The following is a 20,892-nucleotide window of genomic DNA, read 5'->3' on the forward strand; positions in this document are numbered from 1 at the left end:
CGCCTACCCGGGTCTGGCCCCGGCCGAGCTGCCCGTGGCGGCCTTCCCCCGCCTGCGCGACTACGCCGGCCGCGGCGTCGTCACCACCGCCACCTACGCCGCGCGGCAGTACGGCGTGGGCTCGGCCATGGGGCTGATGAAGGCCGCCCAGCGCTGCCCCGACGCCATCCTGCTGCCGGTGAACTTCGACGCCTACCGCCGCTGTTCGCGCGCGTTCAAAGCCGTCATCACCGAGATCGCACCGGTGATGGAGGACCGCGGCATCGACGAGGTCTACATCGACTTCACCGACGTGCCCGGCGGCCAGCGCGAGGGCGGCCGGGTGCTGGCGCGGCTGATCCAGAAAGGCATTTTCGACGCCACTGGCCTGACCTGCTCGATCGGCGTGGCGCCGAACAAGCTGCTGGCCAAAATGGCCAGCGAGTTCAACAAGCCCAACGGCATCTCCATCGTCCAGCCGACGGACCTGGAGCCCCGGATCTGGCCGCTGCCGTGCCGGAAAATCAACGGCATCGGCCCCAAAACCGACGAGAAATTGCAGGCCCTGGGCGTGCACACCATCGGCGAACTGGCGGCGCAGCCGCTGGACGCGCTGCTCGAACATTTCGGCCAGAGCCTGGGCCACTGGCTGCACCACGCCGCCTGGGGCCGCGACGACCGGCCGCTGCACACCCACAGCGAGCCGGTGAGCCTGAGCCGCGAAACCACCTTCGAGCGCAACCTGCACCCGGTGCGCGACCGCGCCGACCTCAGCGCCCAGTTCACCCGGCTGAGCGAACAGGTCGCGGCCGACCTGCAGCGCAAGGGCTACCGCGGCCGCAGCGTGGCGGTCAAGCTGCGCTTCGACGATTTCCGCGTCATCACCCGCCACCACCGGCTGCCGGCGCCGGTGGACCAGGCAGAGGCCATCCTGTGGGCGGCGCGCCAGGCCCTCAAGCGCGCCCCGCTGGAGCGGCCGTTGCGGCTGCTTGGGGTGCGGGTCGACGGTCTGCAGCGCCGGGACGAGCTGGCCGAAGCCGCCGCGCCAACCGCGCCACCGGCGGACGCACCCGACGACGGGCAGGGCCGCCTGTTTTGACCCAGCGCCCTCGCTTGATCTACATCAAATCCGGCAGATCAAAGCCGCACAAGCAGCAGATATGGTCGCCACCCAGGGGGTTTTCGGTCACAATGCCCCGGCCGACGCCGGCCCGGCTTTGACCCCCAGGGCCGGCTCTGCAAGAATGCCCCCACACCCCGCCGCCCCGTTCCCCGCAAGGTGCCCCCGATGAAGCTGAACCTGCCCGTCACCCAGATCGAGTACGACTACCCCGGTCAGGAAATGCTGGTGTCCACCACCGACACCAAGGGCTACATCACCCACTGCAACTCGGCGTTCGTGTCGGTCAGCGGCTACAGCCACGACGAGCTGATCGGGCAAAACCACAACATGATCCGCCACCCGGACATGCCGCCCGAAGGCTTCAAGGACCTGTGGGCCACCGTGGGGCGCGGCAAACCCTGGACCGGGCTGGTGAAGAACCGCCGCAAGAACGGCGACCACTACTGGGTGGTGGCCAATGTCACGCCCATCCTGCAGGGCCAGAAACCGGTGGGCTACCTGTCGGTGCGGGTCAAGCCCACCCGCGACCAGATCCAGGCGGCCGAAACGCTGTACGCTCAGATCGCGCGCGAGCGCGACAGCGGCCGCCCCACGCTCACCCTCAAAGGCGGCCACGTGCGCCTGCTGGGCTGGCGCGGCTGGCTGGAGGCGCACCGCCACGCCACCTTCAGCCAACGCCTGGCGCTGACCCTGGGCGCCGTGACCTTGCTCGGCATGGCCCCGGCGGTGCTGCGCTACGTCCGACCCGACCTGATCGGCGACCTCACCGGCCTGGGCCTGCAGCTGGGGGTGATGCTGCTGGGCATCGGCGGCATCATGGCCTGGTTCCAGGGCAAATTTACCGCCGGCGTGGCCGAGGCCGACCAGTTCGCCGCCGACCTGGCCAGCTGCAACCTGACCACCCAGGTCCGCGGCCAGTACCCCGAACCCATGGGCTCGCTCATCCGCAAGCTGGTGCAGGTGCAGGTCAACCTGCGCGCCGTCATCGGCGACGTGCGCACCGAAATCGCGGGCTTCAGCCAGTCGGCGCAGGAAATCGCCGCGGGCAGCCTGGACCTGTCGGCCCGCACCGAATCGCAGGCCAGCAGCCTGGAGGAAACCGCCGCGTCGATGGAAGAGCTGTCGAGCACCGTGCGCCAGACCGCCGACACCGCCAACGAGGTGGCCCAGCAGACCCAGCACAGCAGCCGCACCGCGGCCGAAGGCCAGCGCGTCATCCGCGCGGTGGGCGAGTCGATGGCGCACATCGAGCAGTCCTCGCGCAAGATGAGCGAGATCATCGGCGTGATCGAAAGCATCGCCTTCCAGACCAACATCCTGGCGTTGAACGCGGCGGTGGAGGCGGCCCGCGCCGGCGAACAGGGCCGGGGCTTTGCGGTGGTGGCATCGGAGGTGCGGGCGCTGGCCCAGCGCAGCGCCACCGCGGCCAAGGAGATCCGCGACCTGATCGGGGCCTCGGTGCAGCAGGTGGGCCAGGGCGCGCAGCAGATGCACACCGCCTCGCAGACCATCGACAGCGTCGCGCAGGAGGTGCAGCGCGTGTCGGACCTGGTGCTGCAGATCACCAGCGCGACGCAGGAACAGTCGCAAGGCATTTCGCAGGTGAACGAAGCGGTGACGCAGCTCGATGCCGTCACCCAGCAGAACGCTGCACTGGTGGAACAGTCCACCGCCGCGGCCGAGAACCTGAGCGTGGGCACCGTCAGCCTGCAGCGCGCGGTGGAGGTGTTCCGCCTGCCCTGAAGGGCGCCCCGACAACCGGCCTCAAGCCGCGGGGACAGCCGTCACCCGCCCGTGCTCACTGGCGCGCGGTACGCACGTTTTCGGGCGGCTGCTGCGGGTGGCTGGTGCGCCAGGGGTTGATGTCCAGCCCGCCGCGGCGGGTGTAGCGCGCGGTCACGCTCAGGCGGGTCGGCCGGCAGCGCGTCCACACGTCCATGAAGATGCGCTCGACGCACTGCTCGTGGAATTCGTGGTGGTTGCGAAAGCTCACCAGGTAGCGCAGCAGGCCGGCCTGGTCGATGGGCGCACCGGTGTAGGCGATGCGCACGCTGCCCCAGTCGGGCTGGCCGGTCACCAGGCAGTTGCTTTTCAGCAGGTCGCTCACCAGCGCTTCCTCCACCGCAGGCTGGCTGGCGTCGGCGCGCAGCAGTTCGGGCGCGGGGGTGTAGTGGGTGCACTCCACGTCCAGGCGGTCCAGGCTCAGGCCGTCCAGCGGGGCCAGCCGCTCCTGCGTCCACTGGGCCGGGGTCAGCACGCGCACACCCACGCTGCCCTGGCGGCCCGCGCCACGCCACACCGCCTCGGCCAGGTCGGCGCGCAGCCGGGCCTGCACCGCTTCGGCATCGTCGAACACGCTCTGGTTGTAGCTGTTCAGGTAAAGCTTGAAGGACTTGCTCTCGACGATGTTGGGCGTCTCGCAAGGCACGGTGATGTGGGCGAGGGCCACCTGCGGCTTGCCGCGCGGGTTGAGCCAGCTCAGCTCGAACGCGGTCCATAGGTCGGCGCCCAGGAAAGGCGGCGTGCCGGCGATGCCGATCTCGGCGCGCTTGGGCGCGCGCGGCAGCGGGAACAGCAGACCCGGGTCGTAGCGGTCGGCATAGGCCGAGGCCTGGCCCAGTGGGGACTCTTCGGGACGGGAAGCGGTGGTCATGGTGGGGCCTGGGTCAGACGAATTCGCGTTCGCGCAGCCATTTGGTGGCCACCCATTTTTCGCCTTCGAGCACGGGCGCGCCGCCGTGCAGCGTCTGGGTGGCGGGATGGGGCCGGTCGTAGGCAAAAAACACGGCGTTACCGCGCTGCGGCGCCACCTCCAGCCCCACGTCGGGGAAGGTGGTGCCGCCACCGCGCACCGGCTCGTTCAGGTACATCACCAGGGTGCCGACGCGCTGGCCACCGCGCTGGGTGATCTTGGGCGTGCCCGGCTCCTTGGGGTCGAAATAGTCGTAGTGCGGCTTGTATTCGGCACCGGGGCGGTACTGCAGCACCTGCAGACCTTCGCCGTGCTCCACCGGCCAGTGCAGCAGGCGGGCGATGCGCGCTTCAATGCGGGCGATCAGCTCGCTCTCACCGCGGCGGAAGAACATGCCCTGGCTGGTGCGGTCGGCGTTCAGGGCCTCGCCGCCGGTCTGGGTTTCGACCGTGAGCGAACGGCTCATGCGCGGGCGGGCCGCGGCCACCAGGGCCTCGCATTCCTCGGGCGCCAGCAGGTTGCCGAACAACACCAGCTGCGGGCGGCGCAGGCTCACCAGCACCTCCACCGTGCGGTCGCCGGCGTCGAGCAGGCGCGGCGCGCCGCGCAAATCGGGCTGGGGCAGGGGTGGCGCGAATGCCTCGGCACGCCCCGGCGCGGCCTCGGTCACCTGGCGCGGTGCCTGCGGCAAAGCCTGGGTTGGCGCGCGCTCGGCCAAGTGCTCGCTCAAGGTGTGTTCCAGCGCGTCCAGGGCCACCGCCTCGGACCAACCGGCGTCCAGCATGGCCTGGAGCACGGCGTCCGGGGCGAAGCCGGCCGTGGCCTGGGCCACGATCCAGTCGCGCAATGCGGGGGTCACGGTCTGCGTCATGTCGGGCACCTCCACAGGGGGTGGATCAGGCCTTGGCGTCGCGGCGGAACACCAGCCGGTCGGGTTCGGAGGCGACGGGCACGTAGGCGTAGCCTTCCAGGTCGAAGTCCTGCAGCCGCTCCACCGTGGCGATCCGGTGCTGCACCGCGTAACGCACCATCAGGCCCCGCGCGCGCTTGGCCATGAAGCTGATGACCTTGTACTTCCCGGCCTTGAACTCCTCGAACACGCAACTCACCACGCGCGGTTTCAGCGCCTGCTTGTCCACCGACTTGAAGTATTCCTCGCTGGCCAGGTTGACCACCACCGGCGCCAGTTCGGCCGCGGCGCGCTGGTTCAGGTAATCGGCGATCTGCGTGCCCCAGAACTGGTACAGGTTCTTGCCCTTGGCCGTGGCCAGTCGCGTGCCCATTTCCAGGCGGTAAGGCTGCATCAGGTCGAGCGGGCGCAACACACCGTACAGGCCGCTGAGGATGCACAGGTGCGCCTGCAACCACTGCAGCTGGGCTTCGTCCAGGGTCTTGGCGTCCAGGCCTTCGTAGACGTCGCCGTTGAAGGCCAGCACCGCGGGCTTGGCGTTCTGCGGGGTGAATTCGGGCACCCAGGCCTGGTAGCGGGCCACGTTCAGGCCAGCCAGCGGGTCGCTCAGGTCCATCAGCGCGGCGATCTGCTGCGGCGACTGCTGGCGCAGCACCCCGATCAGCTCGGCCGCCTGCGGCACGAACAGCGGCTGGGTGTGGCTGGCGGTGACCGCGGGGGTCTCGTAATCCAGGGCCTTGGCGGGAGACAGCAGGAACAGCATGGCAAACGGCGGGTCGCGAAGTAAACCGGGATTATGAACAAGTCGGCGCGGGCGCCCGGCAGGCGGGACAATCGCCTCCATGCTGACCGTTTTGCATTTGGACGACCACCTGGCCGCGGTGGACAAACCGCCCGGCCTGCTGGTGCACCGCACCGGGCTGGACGCGGGCGAAACCCGCTTTGCCTTGCAGCTGCTGCGCGACCAGCTGGGCCGGCCGGTGTGGCCGGTGCACCGGCTCGACAAAGGCACCAGCGGCGTGCTGCTGTTCGCGCTCGACGCCGACACCGCGCGCCGCCTGGGCCAGGCCTTCGACAGCGGCGCAGGCCTGCGCAAAACCTACCAGGCCATGGTGCGCGGCTGGCCGGCCGGTGCCGGCACGATCGACCACCCGCTCAAACGCATGCCCGACGACATGCGCACTGAGCGCGAGGCAGTGCAAGAAGCCCTGACCCATTACCGCACGCTGGCGCGCCACGAACTGCCCCTGCCCCAGGGTGGCTTCGCCACCACCCGCTGCGCCCTGGTGGAGCTCCGGCCCCTGACCGGCCGCCGACACCAGTTGCGGCGGCACCTCAAGCACATCGCCCACCCCATCATCGGCGACGCCACCCACGGCAAGGGGCCGCTGAACCGCGCCCTGGCCGACCTGCTGGGCAGGCAGCGGCTGTGGCTGCACGCCGCCCAGCTGGAGCTTCAACACCCGCACACGGGCGAACACCTGTCCCTGGCCGCCGCGCCCGGACCCGAATGGCAAGCCTGGCCCGGCCGCATCGGTTAAGGTTTGCGCCTGCCCCCACCACACCTCACCCAGGGAACCTTTCACGCATGAAACAGCAACTCATGGTCTTCGGCGACGTGTACAACGAGTCCGCCGCGCGCGCGCAAGCCGATCTGGAAAAAAGCGGCGCCTTCGGCTGGGCCGCCAAAGCCAAACTCTGGGACCGCCCCAAAGACGCGGACATCGCCCTGGTGTCCTCCGAAAAGCGCTATGAACCGCTGTGGCACATCAAGGCCAGCCGCCACGTGGCCTTTGAAGTCAAGTGCACCTACACCGTCAAAGCCAGCAACGCCCACGCGCTCCACACCACCCTCCTCGGCCAGACCTTCGACATCCCCGCGAGCCGCACCCTGACCCTGGAGGCCACCGAGCACTGCGACAAACGGGTGGAGCTGTCCGAGTTCATCAACGGCATGCACAAAAACAGCGGCGGCAAATCGCCCGCCGAGTACGTGGCCAAATACAGCGCCAGGTCCGTCGAGCACACGAACGACCTGGTGACGATCGACCCCGAGGTGACGGCCGCGGTGGTGGCCCAGGACATCAAGGTCCGCCTGATGGAGCCGGTGGCGGCCACCCACATCCTTCACGACGAGCTGGTGATCCACGAACTGCTGCTGTACTACCGCCCGGTCTATGCCTTTGAGTACGCCTGGCGCGACAAAAAGGGGGTGGTGGAGATCGACGCCCTGACCGGTGGCGTGAACCGGGAAGGCAACATGCTGGCCAGCACCGCGCGCGGCATGATGACCCGCGAAAACCTGTTCGACGTCGGGGCCGAAGTGGCCAACGCCCTGGTGCCCGGCGGCGGTGTGCTGGTCAAACTCGTCAACGTGGCCACCAAAGGCAGCGGCGCGGCCTGAACCCCGCGCAGCGGGACCGCGCGCAAACCCTAAAATCCCAGGGTTCCGCGGCCCCGCTGCCGCACCTCGGTGCGCACCCCGCCACCTCCCCAGATTTCTTTCGTTCCAGCACCATGTCCGAAGCCCCCAGCCAACCCGGCCTCCAAGCCCTGTCCAAATCCTTCGAGCCCGCCGCGCTGGAAGCCCAGTGGGGCCCCGAGTGGGAGCGCCGCGGCTACGGCCACGCCGGCTTCCGCGGCACCGCCCAGCCCAGCGCCGAAGCCGCTGCCGCCGGCCGCAACTTCGCCATCCAGCTGCCACCGCCCAACGTCACCGGCACGCTGCACATGGGCCACGCCTTCAACCAGACCATCATGGACAGCCTGACCCGCTACCACCGCATGGCCGGGTTCAACACCGCGTGGATTCCGGGCACCGACCACGCCGGCATCGCCACCCAGATCGTGGTGGAGCGCCAATTGCAAGGCCAAGGCATCAGCCGCCACGACATGGGCCCGACGCCCGAAGAAGCGCGCAAGAACTTCGTCGCCAAGGTCTGGGAATGGAAGGAGCAGTCCGGCAACACCATCACCACCCAGATGCGCCGCATGGGCGACAGCGTGGACTGGACGCGCGAGTACTTCACCATGGACGACAAGCTCTCCAAGGTGGTGACCGAGACCTTCGTCAAGCTCTACCAGCAGGGCCTGATCTACCGCGGCAAGCGCCTGGTCAACTGGGACCCGGTGCTGATGAGCGCGGTGAGCGACCTGGAAGTGGAAAGCGAAGAAGAGGACGGCAGCCTGTGGCACATCGCCTACCCGCTGGCCAGCGGCGAAGGCCAGCTGGTGGTGGCCACCACCCGCCCCGAAACCCTGCTCGGCGACGTGGCCGTGATGGTGCACCCCGAAGACGAACGCTACGCCCACCTGATCGGCCAGTACGTGAAGCTGCCGCTGTGCGACCGTGAGATTCCGGTGATCGCCGACGACTACGTGGACCGCGAATTCGGCACCGGCGTGGTGAAGGTCACCCCCGCGCACGACGCCAACGACTACGCCGTGGGCCAACGCCACCAGCTGCCCCTGATCGGCGTGCTCACGTTGGACGCCAAGATCAACGACCACGGCCCCGCGAAGTACCGCGGCCTGGACCGCTTCGTGGCCCGCAAGCAAATCGTGGCAGACCTGGAAGCCGCCGGCCTGCTGGTGGAAGTGAAGAAGCACAAGCTCATGGTGCCGCGCTGCGCCCGCACCGGCCAGGTGGTCGAGCCCATGCTGACCGACCAGTGGTTCGTCGCCATGAGCAAGGTCAGCGAGCAGGACCCGAGCGGCAAGAGCATCGCGCAAAAAGCCATCGACGCCGTGCAAAGCGGCCAGGTCACCTTCGTGCCCGAAAACTGGGTCAACACCTACAACCAATGGATGAACAACATCCAGGACTGGTGCATCAGCCGCCAGCTGTGGTGGGGCCACCAGATCCCGGCCTGGTACGACGTGGAAGGCAACGTCTACGTCGCCCGCAACGCCGAGGAGGCCCAAGCCCAGCTCAGCGCCTACGCCACGAACCTGAGCGAAACGCAACGGGCAGCCCTGCTGGCCGGCGGCCTCAAGCGCGACGACGACGTGCTCGACACCTGGTACTCCAGCGCCCTGGTGCCCTTCAGCACCCTGGGCTGGCCCGAAGCGGTCGCCCACCAGGAAGCCGCTGGCGGCGCCGGGCGCGAACCGGGCGATTTCCCGGCCGCAGGATGGATGAGCCCGGGCGCGTCCGGTGCTGACAGCGGCGTGCCTGCCAACGCCCATGGCCTTCAAGACTACGACCTCTACCTGCCCAGCAGCGTGCTGGTCACCGGCTACGACATCATCTTCTTCTGGGTCGCCCGGATGATCATGATGACGACCCACTTCACCGGCCAGGTGCCCTTCAAGCACGTCTACATCCACGGCCTGGTGCGCGACGCCCAGGGCCAGAAGATGAGCAAGTCCGAAGGCAACGTGCTCGACCCCGTGGACCTGATCGACGGCATTGCTCTGCCCGAACTGCTGGACAAACGCACCACCGGCCTGCGCAAGCCCGAAACCGCGCCCAAGGTGCGCAAACAAACCGAAAAGGAATTCCCCGACGGCATCCCCGCCTACGGCGCCGACGCGCTGCGCTTCACCTTCGCCGCGCTGGCCAGCCTGGGCCGCAGCATCAACTTCGACAGCAAACGCTGCGAGGGCTACCGCAACTTCTGCAACAAGCTGTGGAACGCCACCCGCTTCGTGCTGATGAACTGCGAAGGCCACGACTGCGGCCTGGGCGACCACACCGCCGACCAGTGCGTGCCCGGTGGCGGCTACCTGCACTTCAGCCAACCCGACCGCTGGATCGTCTCGCGCCTGCAGCGGGTGGAAGCCGAGGTGGCCAAAGGCTTTGCCGAGTACCGACTCGACAACGTGGCCAACACCATTTACGAATTCGTCTGGAACGAGTTCTGCGACTGGTACCTGGAAATCGCCAAGGTGCAGATCCAGACCGGCAACGCCGAGCAGCAACGCGGCACCCGCCGCACCCTGATTCGCACGCTCGAAACCATCCTGCGGCTGGCCCACCCCATCATCCCCTTCATCACCGAAGAGCTGTGGCAGAAGGTGGCTCCGGTGGCCGGCCGCGCCGGTGATTCGGTCAGCGTGGCCGCCTACCCCGTGAGCCAGCCCGAACGCATCGACACCGCCGCCGAAGCCCACGTGGCCCAGCTCAAGACCATGGTGGACGCCTGCCGCAACCTGCGCGGTGAAATGAACGTGTCACCGGCACAGCGCCTGCCGCTGTACGCGGTGGCCGGCAGCGCCGAGGGCGCCGCCTTCCTGAACGGCGTGGCCCCGGTGCTGCAGGCACTGGCCAAGCTGAGCGAAGTGAAGGTGTTTGCCGACGAGGCCAGCTGGGCCGCTGCTGCCCAGGCCGCGCCGGTGGCAGTCGTGGGCATCGGTGCCGACGTGGCGCGCCTGTGCCTGTTCATGGAAATCGACGTGGCGGCTGAAAAGGCCCGTCTGTCCAAGGAAGTGGCGCGCCTGCAGGGCGAAATCGCCAAGGCCAATGGCAAGCTTGGCAATGAAGCCTTCGTGGCGAAAGCCCCGCCGGCGGTGATCGACCAGGAAAAGAAGCGCCTGGCCGACTTCAGCGCCACGCTGGCCAAGCTGCAGGAACAGCTGCAGCGCCTGGGCTGAGGCGCCAGCGGCCCCGGTGGCCGCCCTCAGGCCGGGCGGTGGGTTGGGGTGTGCTGGCGCGGCAGGCGAATCACGAACGACGTCCCTTCGCCCACCACGCTCATCACCTGGATGCGCCCACCAAGCACCAACTCCACCGCGCGCCGGGAAGAAAACAGGCCCAGCCCGGACCCCCCCGCTTGACGGCGCGTGGTGAAGAAAGGGGTGAAGGCCTTGGCCAGCGCGTCTTCCGACATGCCCCGACCGTTGTCCCTCACTTCCAGCGTCATGGTTTGCTCGTCGGCCTCCACTGTCAAGGTGATCCGGCGGTCTTCCACGCCCTCGAAAGCGTGCAGCGTGGCGTTGAGCACCAGGTTGGTGATCACCTGCATCAGTGAACCGGGCTCGGTGTACACCTCCAGGCGATCGGGGCAGTGCAGCTCGACAGTGCACTTGGCTCGCTGTACCAGGGGCGACAAGGCCTGCAGCACGCTGTCCATGAACGGGCGTATCTGCAGCATGCGCCATTCGTTGCGCGAAGCGTCCGCGGTGGTCTGCTTGAAACTCCGCACCAGCGTGGCGGCTTTGTTCAGATTGTTGCCTATGAGCGCGGCAGACTTCGCCAGCGTCTGAGACACCTTGTCCAGCTGGCCGCGGTCCAGCTCCGGTGCCGCCGTCATGGCCGTCAGCTTGCGCACCTGCTGCTCCACATGCGAAGCGGCCGTCACCGCCACCCCGATGGGGGTGTTCAGGTCATGGGCAATGCCGGCAATCGTCAAACCCATCGACTCCAGCTTCATGGACTCCTGCAGCTCGCCCACCATGGCCTCGCGTTCCTGTTCCGCCCGCTTGAGGTCGGTGATGTCGGTCTGGCACCCGACATAGTGCAGCAGCCGGCCATCGCTGTCGTAACTCGGGAACACCAGGAAGCGGTTCCAGAACGGCTCACCGTTTTTGCGGTAGTTCAAGATCTCGATTTCGGCCGTTTCCTCGTTTTGAATGGCCTCACGCACTCTCTGCACGGCCTCCGGTCGGGTGTCTGGCCCCTGCAAAAACCGGCAGTTGCGGCCCAGCACCTCATCCGCGGTGTAGCCGGTCTGCTCCAGAAACGCGTCGTTCACGTACACCAGGGGCATGTCGGGCTGCGCCGGGTCGGCAAAGGTGATGCCAAACGGCGCTTTCTGCATCACCGTGGTCAGCGTGCTGAGCTCATCGACCTTGAGTTTCAGGCGGTACTCGCTGTCTTCCAGGTAGCTTTGCGACATTGAGAGCTCATCGTTCGACTGAGCCAGCTGCGCATTGGCCTTTTTGTGTTCGCGCAAGGCGGCGCCCGCAGAGCCGACAAAAAACAGCAAGTACAGGCCGAATAGCCACGTGTCGTCGGCCTGCTCGGTCAACGACAAGGCCACCGTCACGTCCTGCAACCCGCGCACGTCACCCACCTTCCAGTCGTTGCGTGGCGACTGAGGGTGTCCGTTGTGACATCCGACGCAGGTCGCCTCCATCCTCACGGGAATGGCCAGGCGCACCTGGTCACCGCCCCAGGGGGATTTTTCTACCCGCCACAGCTCGCGGTCGTCGGGCCGTTGGCGGAAGTGGTCCAGCGCGTCTTGCTGAAAGTCATCCAGCGGACCGCGGTCGCGGTGCTTGAACGGTGCATCCGACACGAAAGCGGCCGAAAAGCCGTCATCCAGTTGGTTTTTCTGGAGCAGATCACCCAGCTCGATCGACAGGGTGGCCGGGATAGGCACCCCCCCCTGCAGCTGGTGGTAGTTTTCCGTCAGCACGATTGCTGCCCCCCCGCTGCCCAGAATGCGGCCCGCCACGTTGGTGGCGTAGTACGAGCGGAAGGTGGAAATCACGCGGCTGAACTGCTGGGCATTGCGCAGCGCTTCGTTTTGGGCGTGCCCGTACACCACCCAGTAGATGGCGAACGGCAGACCGGCCAAGGCGACGATGAACACCAGCAAAGCAGGTGAAAGGCCCAGTCGCTTCCAGCGTTTCTCGATCATGGTGTTCATGGGATGACTCTCAACTTCACTGCGCCGCTGGACCCGCAGCGGCTGCAGGCAAATCGATGGTGAACACGGTGCCCTGCCCCTGCTCGGTGCGGAAGGTCAGCTTGCCGCCCAGCGTGTTTTCCACCACCCGGCGAGCCGAAAACAGCCCCAGACCCGATCCGCCCGTGCTGCGGCGGGTGGTGAAAAACGGGGTGAACGCCTTGGCCACCGCCTCTTGCGCCATACCGTTGCCGTTGTCGGCCACTTCAATCACCACCCGGTCCCCGCGGGTCACCACCGAAATGTCGATGCGGCGGTCCACACGCCCCTCAAACGCGTGCACCGACGCGTTCACCACCAGGTTGGTGATCACCTGACTGAGCGAACCGGGCTCTGTGTACAGCACCAGCGACTCCTGGCAGGCCAGCGTCACCTCGCACTGCGCTCGCCGCATGAGCGGCGAGACCGACACCAGCAAAGACTCCAGAAACCCCTTCAGCGGCAGCCGACGCCATTCCACCCGGGTCGCGTCGGCGGTGGTCTGCTTGAAGCTGCGCACCAGGTCGGCCGCCTTGCCCAGGTTGCTCTGCACCAACTGGCTGGCCCGCTCCAGCGAAGAAGTCCAGCGAGCCACCGTCTCGGCCGGCGCAGCCCCCTGCGCCGCCTGCCGCTGCATTTGCTGGATGGTCTTGCCCAGGTGCGAGCTGGCCGTCAGGGCAATGCCGATCGGGGTATTGAGGTCGTGCGCAATGCCCGCAATCGTCAGGCCCAACGACTCGAGCTTCAAAGACTCCTGCAATTCAGCGGCCAGGCGGTTCTTCTCATCGGTGGCCAGCTTGAAATCGGTCACGTCGTAAAGGCAGCCCACCCAGCTGATCAGCTCGTTGTCGCGGTTGAAGCACGGGAACAGCATCAAGCGGTTGCAAAAGCGCCGCCCGTCCCGCCGGTAGTTGGCCAGCTCCACGTCCGCGGTGATTTTCTGGCTCAAGGCACGCCGAATGACGGCCAGCGACTGCGGATCGGTTTGCGGGCCTTGCAGGAAACGGCAATTGCGGCCTATCACCTCGTGCGCCCCATAACCCGTGATGGCGCTGAACGCCTCGTTGGCGTACACCACCGGCAGGTCGGGTTGATGGGGGTCGGCAATCAGCACGCCGAAGGGCGCCTTGTCCAGCACGGTGGTCTTGACCAGCAGGTCGTTCACCTGCCCTCGCAACTGCTGCCCCTGCAGCTCCAGCTGCTGGCGGTTGCGGGCCTGCTCCTCGTTGAGCCTGCGCAGCGTCGCGTTGCCTCGGCGGTATTCATGCAAGGCGGCGAGCAGCGTGCCCATGAAAAACAGCAGGTAGGCCCCCAGCCAGGCCAGGTTTTCCAGGCGGCCCTCCGACACCTGGTGGCGCACGGCAACGTCCTGGATCCCGCGCACATCACCCACCTGCCACAAGCGGTAGGTCGATTCTGGGTGGCTGTTGTGGCAGGCCACGCACACCGGTTGCATTTTCACCGGCAGAGCCAGCCGCAGCATTTCGCCGCCCGCCGCACTCCGGTCTTCGCGCCAGTATTCTTCGCGCTGGGGGTCGCGCCGGAAAGCAGCCAGCGCCTCTTTCTGGAAGCCGTCCAGCGCCGGCCGGTTGCGGCCCTTGAATGGGTGGTCCGAGGTGAAACTGAAATCGAACGGGCTGTTGGGAATTTTCTCGGTCAGGGTTTGCGCAATCTCGATCGACATGGTCGCCGGTATCGGGATCGCGCCCTTCACGTCGTGGTAGTTCTCGGTCACCACCACCTCGCCTGGTGCCTGCGCAATGCGGTTGACGACGTTGAGGTTGTAGTAACGCCGCACCTGCAACATGATTTCGCTGATGGCGCGGGCGTTGGCCAGCGACTCCATCTGCATCTGCGCCCGCACCGTGTACACCAGCATGATGGGCAGGCCAATGAGCGCCAAGATGAACAGCGCGAACACCGGCGTGACACCCAGCGTTTCACGCCAGCCCCCCGAGGTACGCCACATGTTCACACCAGGGCCTGTTTGACGACCGCCTGGGCCTTTTCAAACTCGAAGTCGTCGATCGCGTGGCGCAACACCACGTAGCGCGCGCCCAGGCGCTGGCGCAAAGCCTCCGCGTGGTTGCCCAACCATTCGGCCGCCTCGGTGTCGCCGGCCTCCAGCAAGTCGTGCAGGCGCTGCAAAATGACAGGCAACGCATCGTTGTCACCTTCAGCGTCGCCCGCCACCGCAGGGCCGTTGGGCTCGTCCTGGGCCGACTGGGCGTGGGTGTGCTGCGGCAACCACTGCTCCAGCTTGGCGAACAGTTTTTCCGGCACGATGGGCTTGGTCAGCAGGTCGGTGAAACCGCTGCTCGCCCACGAGGTATCGCCGTCCACCAGGGTACCCGCTGTCATGGCCAGCACCGGCAGGCCACCGGTCACCGGGTTGGTGCGCAGGGCTCGCACCGCGGTGTGGCCGTCCATCACCGGCATGTGTATGTCCATCAGCACCAGGTCAAAAGACGACTGCATCAGCTTTTCCAGCGCTTCGGCCCCATTGACGGCCACGTCGCAACTGATGCCGGCGGCACGCAGCAGCTCCGCACCGATTTGCCGGTACAGCCGGTCGTCGTCCACCAGCAAGACGCGGGCTCCCGCCAGCCGTCCGCCCCAGGCGGGCACCGGCGCCGCTGCCGGAGAGGGCACAGAAGACACCGCCAGCGCCTGCCGCTGCAACTGCTCCGGCTTGGCCAGCTGCTCGGTCACCGCCTCGAACAGGCGATCGGTGGTCAGGGGTTTGCTCAGCAAGCCGTCAAAGTCTTCGCGTTTGGATTCGGCTTCCAGTTCCTCGGGGCTCGCGCCCGTCACGCACAAGACGACGGGCTGCTCCATCCCCCTGAGGCCACGGATGGCACGCACACACTGGACACCGTCCATCTTGGGCATGCGCCAGTCCAGGAAGATCAGCTGGTACGGCTTGCCCGACGTGTGCGCCCGCAACACCGCGGCCACGGCCTGTTCGCCGTCCGCCACGGCGTCCACTTCGAACCGCATCTGCTGCAGCTTGCGCACCAGCAGGCTGCGCGTGGCCTGGTTGTCGTCGGCCACCAGGACGCGTTTGCCCCAATGGGCCTCGTCGGGCAGGAAGGTGCGCGCGGGAGCGCCCTTGGCAGGCTCCAGCACGGCGGTGAACCAGAAGGTCGAGCCCACACCCTTTTGGCTCGACACGCCCACATCGCCGCCCATCATCTGGGCCAGGTTGCGGGCAATGGCCAAACCCAGGCCGGTGCCACCGTATTGCCGGGTGGTGCTGGCGTCGGCCTGCTCAAACTCAGTGAACAGCCGGGCCATTTCCTGGTCCGTCAGGCCAATGCCGGTGTCCATCACGCTGAAGCGCAAGGACTGCCGCCCATCGTCGGAGGTCTCCAGGGGGGCCACCTGGATGTGGATCTGCCCTTCATCGGTGAACTTGATGGCGTTGTTCACGAAGTTGATGAGCACTTGCGACAGCCGTTGCGGATCGCCCGTGAGGGTGCGCTCGATGCCCTGCTCCACCTCGAGTATGAGCTCCAGCCCCTTGTCCTGGGCCCGCTGCGTCACCATGGTCATGACTTTGTTCAGCAAGCCCTCCAGGTCGAATTCCACGCGTTCCAGCTGCAGCTTGCCCGACTCGATCTTGCTGAAGTCGAGGATGTCGTTCACCACGCCGAGCAGGTGCCGGCCCGAGCTTTCGATCTTGCCCAGGTAGTCGCGCTGCCGAGGCGTCAGGTCGGTGCGCAAGGCCAGGTTGGACAGGCCGATGATCGCGTTGAGCGGCGTGCGGATTTCGTGCGACATGTTCGCCACGAAACGGGTTTTGGAGCCACTGGCCTTGATGCTGCGGTAAGCGCGCAGCGCCGTGAGCACCGTGATTTCCAGCCGCTCGGCCGTCAGCTCGGTTTTTTCCCGGTAATCGTCCACCTCCATGTGGCGCATGATTTCCAGCGGCGGGGCGGCGCCCGGGTTGCCAGTGCGCAACACGAGCCGGGTGTCGTGGTTGTGCAGCTCGTTGCGCACGTACTTGATCAGGTCCAGCCCGGCGTGCTCGGTCTCCATCACCACGTCGATTAAGGCCATGGCAATTTCCGGCTCCTGCTCGAAGAGGATGCGCGCCTCGGCAGCGCTGCGGGCACACAGGATGCGCAAGCGTTTGCCCTCGTACTCGAAGTCCTCCAGCACCAGCAGCGTGACGTCCAGCACCCCCTGCTCGTCATCCACCAGCAATACTGTCCAGCTGTCATGCAACATCTTGTGCTCCCGGTTCCACACTGTCCTAGCTGGCCTGGTCCACCCATGGTTCAAGCGGCAGGCGCACCGTGAACCACGATCCCCGCCCAGGGGTCGAATCGGCCATCATCTGCCCGCCCATCAACTCTGTCAAACCCTCGGCCAGGGCCAGGCCCACGCTGATGCGGGGCGCCGGGTCGTCCAGCGCACCCCGGGTGGTGGACGACTGGAAAGCGGCTTCCCGCCCTTTGCTGCGAAGGAGTGCGTGCAATTGTGCTGCGTCCAGCCCTGGGCCGGTGTCGACAACATCGACCAAGACGGACGCTGCCGACGCATGGGCGCGCAACTGCACGCTGCCCGACTCGGTGTAGCGCAACGCGTTGTCCAGCAACACCGAGAGCACCTTCTCCAGCTTGTCGGCATCGCCCAGGTAGGTGCGGTCCACCGCCGGGGCCACGTGCACCAGGCACTCCAGCCGTTTGGCTTGTGCGCGCTGGCACAGGTCGGTGCCCAGTTGCCGCACCAGCCCGCCCAGGTGGAAAGGACGCTGCTGCGCTTGAAGCTCGCCCCCTTCCAGCGCCACAAGCGCCTGGAAGTCGGCCACACGCTGGTCCAGCAGTTCCGCATGGACCCAGCCCTCTTGCAGGTGCTGTTTGCCGGCACCAGCGGGCAGCTGGCCCTGTAGCTGCTGCAGGTGGTGCTTCAGCTGTTTCAACGGCTGCTGGAGTTCGGCCCCCACCTCGCCGAGGAACCACCGTTTGTCCCATTCGGCCTGCTCGGTGGCCTCGCGGGCCTGCCGTTGCCCGTCCTCCAGGGCGTGGTTGGCGGCTTCTAGCGCCTCGGCGCGCCCCAACAAGCGCTGCAACAGCCACACCAAGGCCAGGGCCGCCGCGAGCGACGCGGCGGCAAACACCGTCATGGCCTGCCACCAGGTCTCCTTCATCGCCTGGGCCGCCTCAGTGTGGTCGCGGTACACCTCCACCACCGCCTGCACCCCCATATCGGCTTTGACCGGCACATAGCTCGACACCAGATCGAGGCTGCGCACCTTGCCGTCAAAACCGGCGATGTCGTTGTGGTACATGCGGGTGTGGGTGTGGCCCTTGACCGCGGCCAGAAACCCTTCATTGTCGGACCGGCTCTGCCCCAGCGTGGCGGGGTCAGGGCCATAGACCATGTGACCGCGGGCGTCGTAAATCTTGAGCATCACCAGGTCGGTGCCATGCAGTGCCTGGCGCACCAGCGCATCCACCTGGTCAAATGCCGGGTTCGCCCGGATCTGCTCGGCCGTCTCGCCCAGCGGCAACAGCCCCCCGAGGCGGCCCCAGTTCTCGTTCACGAAATGCCGGGTGAACGTCTGGTTGGCCTGGCCCACGTCCACGGCGGCTTGCTGGCGCAACACGGTGTGCAGCAGCCAGCCAAACAGCAGCAACATGCACACCAGCACCACCAGTGCGGCGAAGTAGGCCTTAGAGAGTTTCATTCGGAGTGTGTTGCAGAAGACCGCAATGGCGCGGTCTTTAGTATTAAATATGATTCTTAAATTACGTTTGACATCTTTTTTTCTTTAATTATTGATATTTTCGGATGATATTTGATTTAAGTCAAGTGCTAACTCCGTCTTCAACAGGGGCACCTTGTGCACTGCACCACATGCGCGTGCCACCCCTCAAACGAAACAGGGCGCAGATGCCGAAACATCTGCGCCCTGTGTTGTCGGCGTGTGTGTGGTGGTCAGCGGCGACGCAACACCGACACGTAGTCGGGTCCGGTGGTGTTTTGCTCCACCAGTTCGTTACCGGTCTGTTTGGCAAACGCCTGGAAGTCACGTACCGAGCCGGAATCGGTGGAGATCACCTTCAAGGTCTGGCCACTGGTCATATCGGCCAGCGCTTTTTTGGCCTTCAGTATGGGCAAGGGGCAGTTCAGCCCGCGGGCGTCGAGTTCTCGGTCAACGTTCATGGTCAAGGTCCTTGTGTGGCGCAGATTGTATGTCGCGGGCCGGCAGGTCATCCAGAAACTGCGGCGTGATGCCGCGCGAGCGCAGCCAGTCGGCCAGGGCCAGCCCGGTGCCGGCACGCCAGCACCGCACCTGCGCCGGGTCGAACAGGCGGTATTCGGCCAGTTCGGGCGACAGGCGCACCTCGCCCCGGCACACCGCGTGGTAGGTGACGATGAGCTGGTTCATGCGCTGGAAGTCGTGCACCCCTACCAGCGCCAGGCGCTCCACCACCAGACCGGTTTCCTCGGCCACCTCGCGGCAAATGCCCTCCTCGGGCGTCTCGCCCGCTTCCATGAAGCCGGTAATGAGGGCAAACATGCGCTGCGCCCAGGCGGCGTTGCGGGCCAGCAACACCTTGCCGTCCAGCTCCACGATGGCGGCCAGCACCGGCGTGGGGTTGTTCCAATGGGTGTAGCCACAGGCCGGGCAGCGCAGCCGGGTTTTCGGCCCACCGTCCTCCAGGGCCTCGCGCGCCACCAGGGGCGTGGCGCATTGCGGGCAGAAGCGGAAGTCGCTCACACCGGCGCCAGCACCCGGCTCAGGCCGGGAACACCCCGGTGGACAGGTAGCGGTCGCCCCGGTCGCACACCACAAACACGATGGTGGCATGCTCCACCTGCGCCGCGATCTGCTGGGCCACCCAACAGGCCCCCGCGGCGGAGATGCCGGCAAAAATGCCCTCCTCGCGCGCCAGGCGGCGGCACATCTCCTCGGCGTCGGCCTGGCTCACGTACACCAGTTCGTCCACGCCCGACGGATCGTAAATCTTGGGCAGGTACTCCTGTGGCCATTTGCGGATGCCCGGGATGCGCGAGCCCTCGCTGGGCTGCGCCCCGATGATGCGGATCGCCGGGTTCTTTTCCTTCAGGTAGCGCGACACCCCGGTGATGGTGCCGGTGGTGCCCATGGCGCTGACGAAGTGGGTGATCTGTCCGCCGGTCTGCGCCCACAGTTCGGGGCCGGTGGTCTCGTAGTGGATGCGCGGGTTGTCCGCGTTGGCGAACTGGTCCAGCACCTTGCCCTTGCCGTCTTTCTCCATCTTGTCGGCCAGGTCGCGGGCGTATTCCATGCCCCCGCTCTTGGGCGTGAGGATCAGCTCCGCGCCAAAGGCCTTCATGGTCTGGGCACGTTCGATGCTCAGGTCCTCCGGCATGATCAGCACCATGCGGTAGCCCTTGATGGCGGCGGCCATGGCCAGCGCGATGCCGGTGTTGCCCGAGGTCGCTTCGATCAGCGTGTCACCGGGCCGGATGTCGCCGCGCTCCTGCGCACGCTGGATCATCGACAGCGCCGGGCGGTCCTTCACCGAACCGGCCGGGTTGTTGCCTTCGAGCTTGCCCAAGACCACGTTGCCGCGGGCCCGGTTGGCCTCGGCACCGATGCGCTGCAGGGCCACCAAAGGGGTGTTGCCCACAGCGGCTTCGATCGTGGGGTAGGCGAAGGGGGTGGCGGGTTTGCCCTTGCGTGTGGCCATGTTTGTGAAGATTGTCTTGCGTGGTTCTTAAAAGGTATGCCCGCACTGTGCCATAATTTCGTTTTGCCCCATAGCCCGGGTGGTGAAATTGGTAGACGCGCCGGATTCAAAATCCGGTTCCGAAAGGAGTGTCGGTTCGAGTCCGACCCTGGGCACCAGACACAAGGCCGACCACCACGTCGGCCTCCAAAAGCCAGCCACCACGCTGGCTTTTTTTATCAGCCCCGCAAGCCCTCGCGCACCGTGGGGTAACGCAACACCAGCCCCAGTTCGCGCTTGAGGCGTTCGTTGCGCAGGCGGCGCGACTCGTTCATGAAGCTCCACACCATCAGCGACAAGCGCTGCTGTGCCCCGTCCCGGGCGATGCGCTCCGGCCGGGGCAGACCGAACAGGTCGGCGGCCAGGTCGAAGTAGTCCCCCATCTTCAGGTCGGTGTCGTCGCAGGCGTGGTACAGGCGCTGGGCCGGCGCCTGCCACAGGGCCCGCACGCAGGCGCGCGCCAGGTCGTCGGCGTGGACGTGGTTGGTGTACACATCGTCTTCGGCGCGCAGCACGGGCGTGCCTTTGAGCAGGCGTTCGCGCGCACCGCCGGTGCGGTCGTGGGCGTAAATGCCGGGTATGCGCAACACCGCCACCGGCACCCCGAAAGCCCGCCCCCACCAGCGCACGAAGGCCTCCGCGTCCACCCGGCGCAGGGCCCGCGGCGTGCTCGGCGCCACCGGCCGGGTTTCGTCCACCCAGGCACCCTGGCAATCCCCGTACACCCCGGTGGTAGAACCGTACACCCACTTGAGCGGCCGGCCCCGGCGTGCCAGGGCGCGCCCCAGGGCGCGGGTGCGCGGGTCCTGCGTCCAACCGGCCTGGTCGTTGGGCGGCGGCGCCAGGTG

General features: G+C 66.8%; 16 protein-coding genes and 1 tRNA gene. 6 read left to right on the forward strand and 11 right to left on the reverse strand.

The window, feature by feature from the left end; all coding sequences use genetic code 11:
* Together dinB and CON77_RS10950 are read left to right on the forward strand one after the other, a co-directional pair.
* Window positions 1-1,078 (forward strand): DNA polymerase IV (gene dinB, locus CON77_RS10945; protein WP_101049179.1); only part of this gene is annotated, 1,078 nt, incomplete at its 5' end.
* Window positions 1,079-1,267: 189 nt separating this feature from the next.
* Entirely contained in the window at window positions 1,268-2,845 is a 1,578-nt protein-coding gene (locus CON77_RS10950) for a methyl-accepting chemotaxis protein (RefSeq protein ID WP_101049180.1), read from the forward strand.
* Between the two features lie 55 nt (window positions 2,846-2,900).
* Here the strand turns inward: CON77_RS10950 and queF are convergent, their stop codons facing one another.
* Genes queF through yaaA form a run of 3 tightly spaced genes read right to left on the reverse strand, consistent with a single transcriptional unit; the run spans window position 2,901 to window position 5,467 of the window.
* Window positions 2,901-3,755 carry an NADPH-dependent 7-cyano-7-deazaguanine reductase QueF gene (queF, locus tag CON77_RS10955; RefSeq protein WP_101049181.1) on the reverse strand — a complete coding sequence of 285 codons (855 nt, stop codon included), beginning with the start codon at window positions 3,753-3,755 and terminating at the stop codon, window positions 2,901-2,903.
* A gap of 13 nt (window positions 3,756-3,768) precedes the next feature.
* Window positions 3,769-4,665 carry a 2OG-Fe(II) oxygenase gene (locus CON77_RS10960; RefSeq protein ID WP_101049194.1) on the reverse strand — a complete coding sequence of 299 codons (897 nt, stop codon included), beginning with the start codon at window positions 4,663-4,665 and terminating at the stop codon, window positions 3,769-3,771.
* Between the two features lie 25 nt (window positions 4,666-4,690).
* On the reverse strand, window positions 4,691-5,467 hold the full coding sequence (gene yaaA, locus CON77_RS10965) for a peroxide stress protein YaaA (protein ID WP_101049182.1): 777 nt from the start codon (window positions 5,465-5,467) through the stop codon (window positions 4,691-4,693).
* Window positions 5,468-5,546: 79 nt separating this feature from the next.
* On the opposite strand from yaaA, the gene CON77_RS10970 reads away from it, so the two are divergent.
* The 3 genes from CON77_RS10970 to CON77_RS10980 all read left to right on the forward strand — a co-directional run bounded on the left by CON77_RS10970 (window position 5,547) and on the right by CON77_RS10980 (window position 10,299).
* On the forward strand, window positions 5,547-6,245 hold the full coding sequence (locus CON77_RS10970) for a pseudouridine synthase (RefSeq protein WP_101049183.1): 699 nt from the start codon (window positions 5,547-5,549) through the stop codon (window positions 6,243-6,245).
* Window positions 6,246-6,292: 47 nt separating this feature from the next.
* Window positions 6,293-7,108, forward strand: a complete 816-nt coding sequence (locus CON77_RS10975; RefSeq protein ID WP_101049184.1) for a hypothetical protein — start codon at window positions 6,293-6,295, stop codon at window positions 7,106-7,108.
* A gap of 113 nt (window positions 7,109-7,221) precedes the next feature.
* The gene (locus tag CON77_RS10980) at window positions 7,222-10,299 is read left to right on the forward strand and encodes a valine--tRNA ligase (RefSeq protein ID WP_101049185.1); all 3,078 of its coding nucleotides are present in this window, start codon (window positions 7,222-7,224) and stop codon (window positions 10,297-10,299) included.
* A 26-nt stretch (window positions 10,300-10,325) separates the two neighbouring features.
* Here the strand turns inward: CON77_RS10980 and CON77_RS10985 are convergent, their stop codons facing one another.
* The 7 genes from CON77_RS10985 to cysM form a co-directional block, all read right to left on the reverse strand.
* Window positions 10,326-12,299, reverse strand: coding sequence for an ATP-binding protein (locus CON77_RS10985; RefSeq protein ID WP_101049186.1), 1,974 nt, complete (start codon window positions 12,297-12,299; stop codon window positions 10,326-10,328).
* Window positions 12,300-12,315: 16 nt separating this feature from the next.
* Window positions 12,316-14,286 (reverse strand): ATP-binding protein, encoded by a 1,971-nt coding sequence (locus CON77_RS10990; RefSeq protein WP_157826920.1) that lies wholly within the window; start codon window positions 14,284-14,286, stop codon window positions 12,316-12,318.
* Window positions 14,287-14,288: 2 nt separating this feature from the next.
* The gene (locus tag CON77_RS10995) at window positions 14,289-16,550 is read right to left on the reverse strand and encodes a response regulator (RefSeq protein ID WP_101049188.1); all 2,262 of its coding nucleotides are present in this window, start codon (window positions 16,548-16,550) and stop codon (window positions 14,289-14,291) included.
* A 25-nt stretch (window positions 16,551-16,575) separates the two neighbouring features.
* Window positions 16,576-18,012, reverse strand: coding sequence for a sensor histidine kinase (locus CON77_RS11000; protein WP_101049189.1), 1,437 nt, complete (start codon window positions 18,010-18,012; stop codon window positions 16,576-16,578).
* Between the two features lie 251 nt (window positions 18,013-18,263).
* On the reverse strand, window positions 18,264-18,491 hold the full coding sequence (locus CON77_RS11005) for a sulfurtransferase TusA family protein (protein ID WP_101049190.1): 228 nt from the start codon (window positions 18,489-18,491) through the stop codon (window positions 18,264-18,266).
* Window positions 18,481-19,050: an NUDIX domain-containing protein gene (locus tag CON77_RS11010; protein ID WP_232788501.1), complete on the reverse strand. Its 570-nt coding sequence runs from the start codon at window positions 19,048-19,050 to the stop codon at window positions 18,481-18,483. Before CON77_RS11010 ends, CON77_RS11005 begins: the two co-directional genes overlap by 11 nt.
* 19 nt (window positions 19,051-19,069) lie before the next feature.
* The gene (gene cysM, locus CON77_RS11015) at window positions 19,070-20,005 is read right to left on the reverse strand and encodes a cysteine synthase CysM (RefSeq protein WP_101049192.1); all 936 of its coding nucleotides are present in this window, start codon (window positions 20,003-20,005) and stop codon (window positions 19,070-19,072) included.
* Window positions 20,006-20,078: 73 nt separating this feature from the next.
* Here cysM and CON77_RS11020 point away from each other — a divergent pair.
* Window positions 20,079-20,163, forward strand: a tRNA-Leu gene (locus CON77_RS11020).
* A gap of 60 nt (window positions 20,164-20,223) precedes the next feature.
* Here CON77_RS11020 and CON77_RS11025 read toward each other — a convergent pair.
* Window positions 20,224-20,892 (reverse strand): NAD-dependent epimerase/dehydratase family protein (locus CON77_RS11025; protein ID WP_101049193.1); only part of this gene is annotated, 669 nt, incomplete at its 5' end.

It is taken from the genome of Macromonas nakdongensis, assembly GCF_002837145.1.
Classification (GTDB): Bacteria; Pseudomonadota; Gammaproteobacteria; order Burkholderiales; family Burkholderiaceae_C; genus Macromonas_B; species Macromonas_B nakdongensis.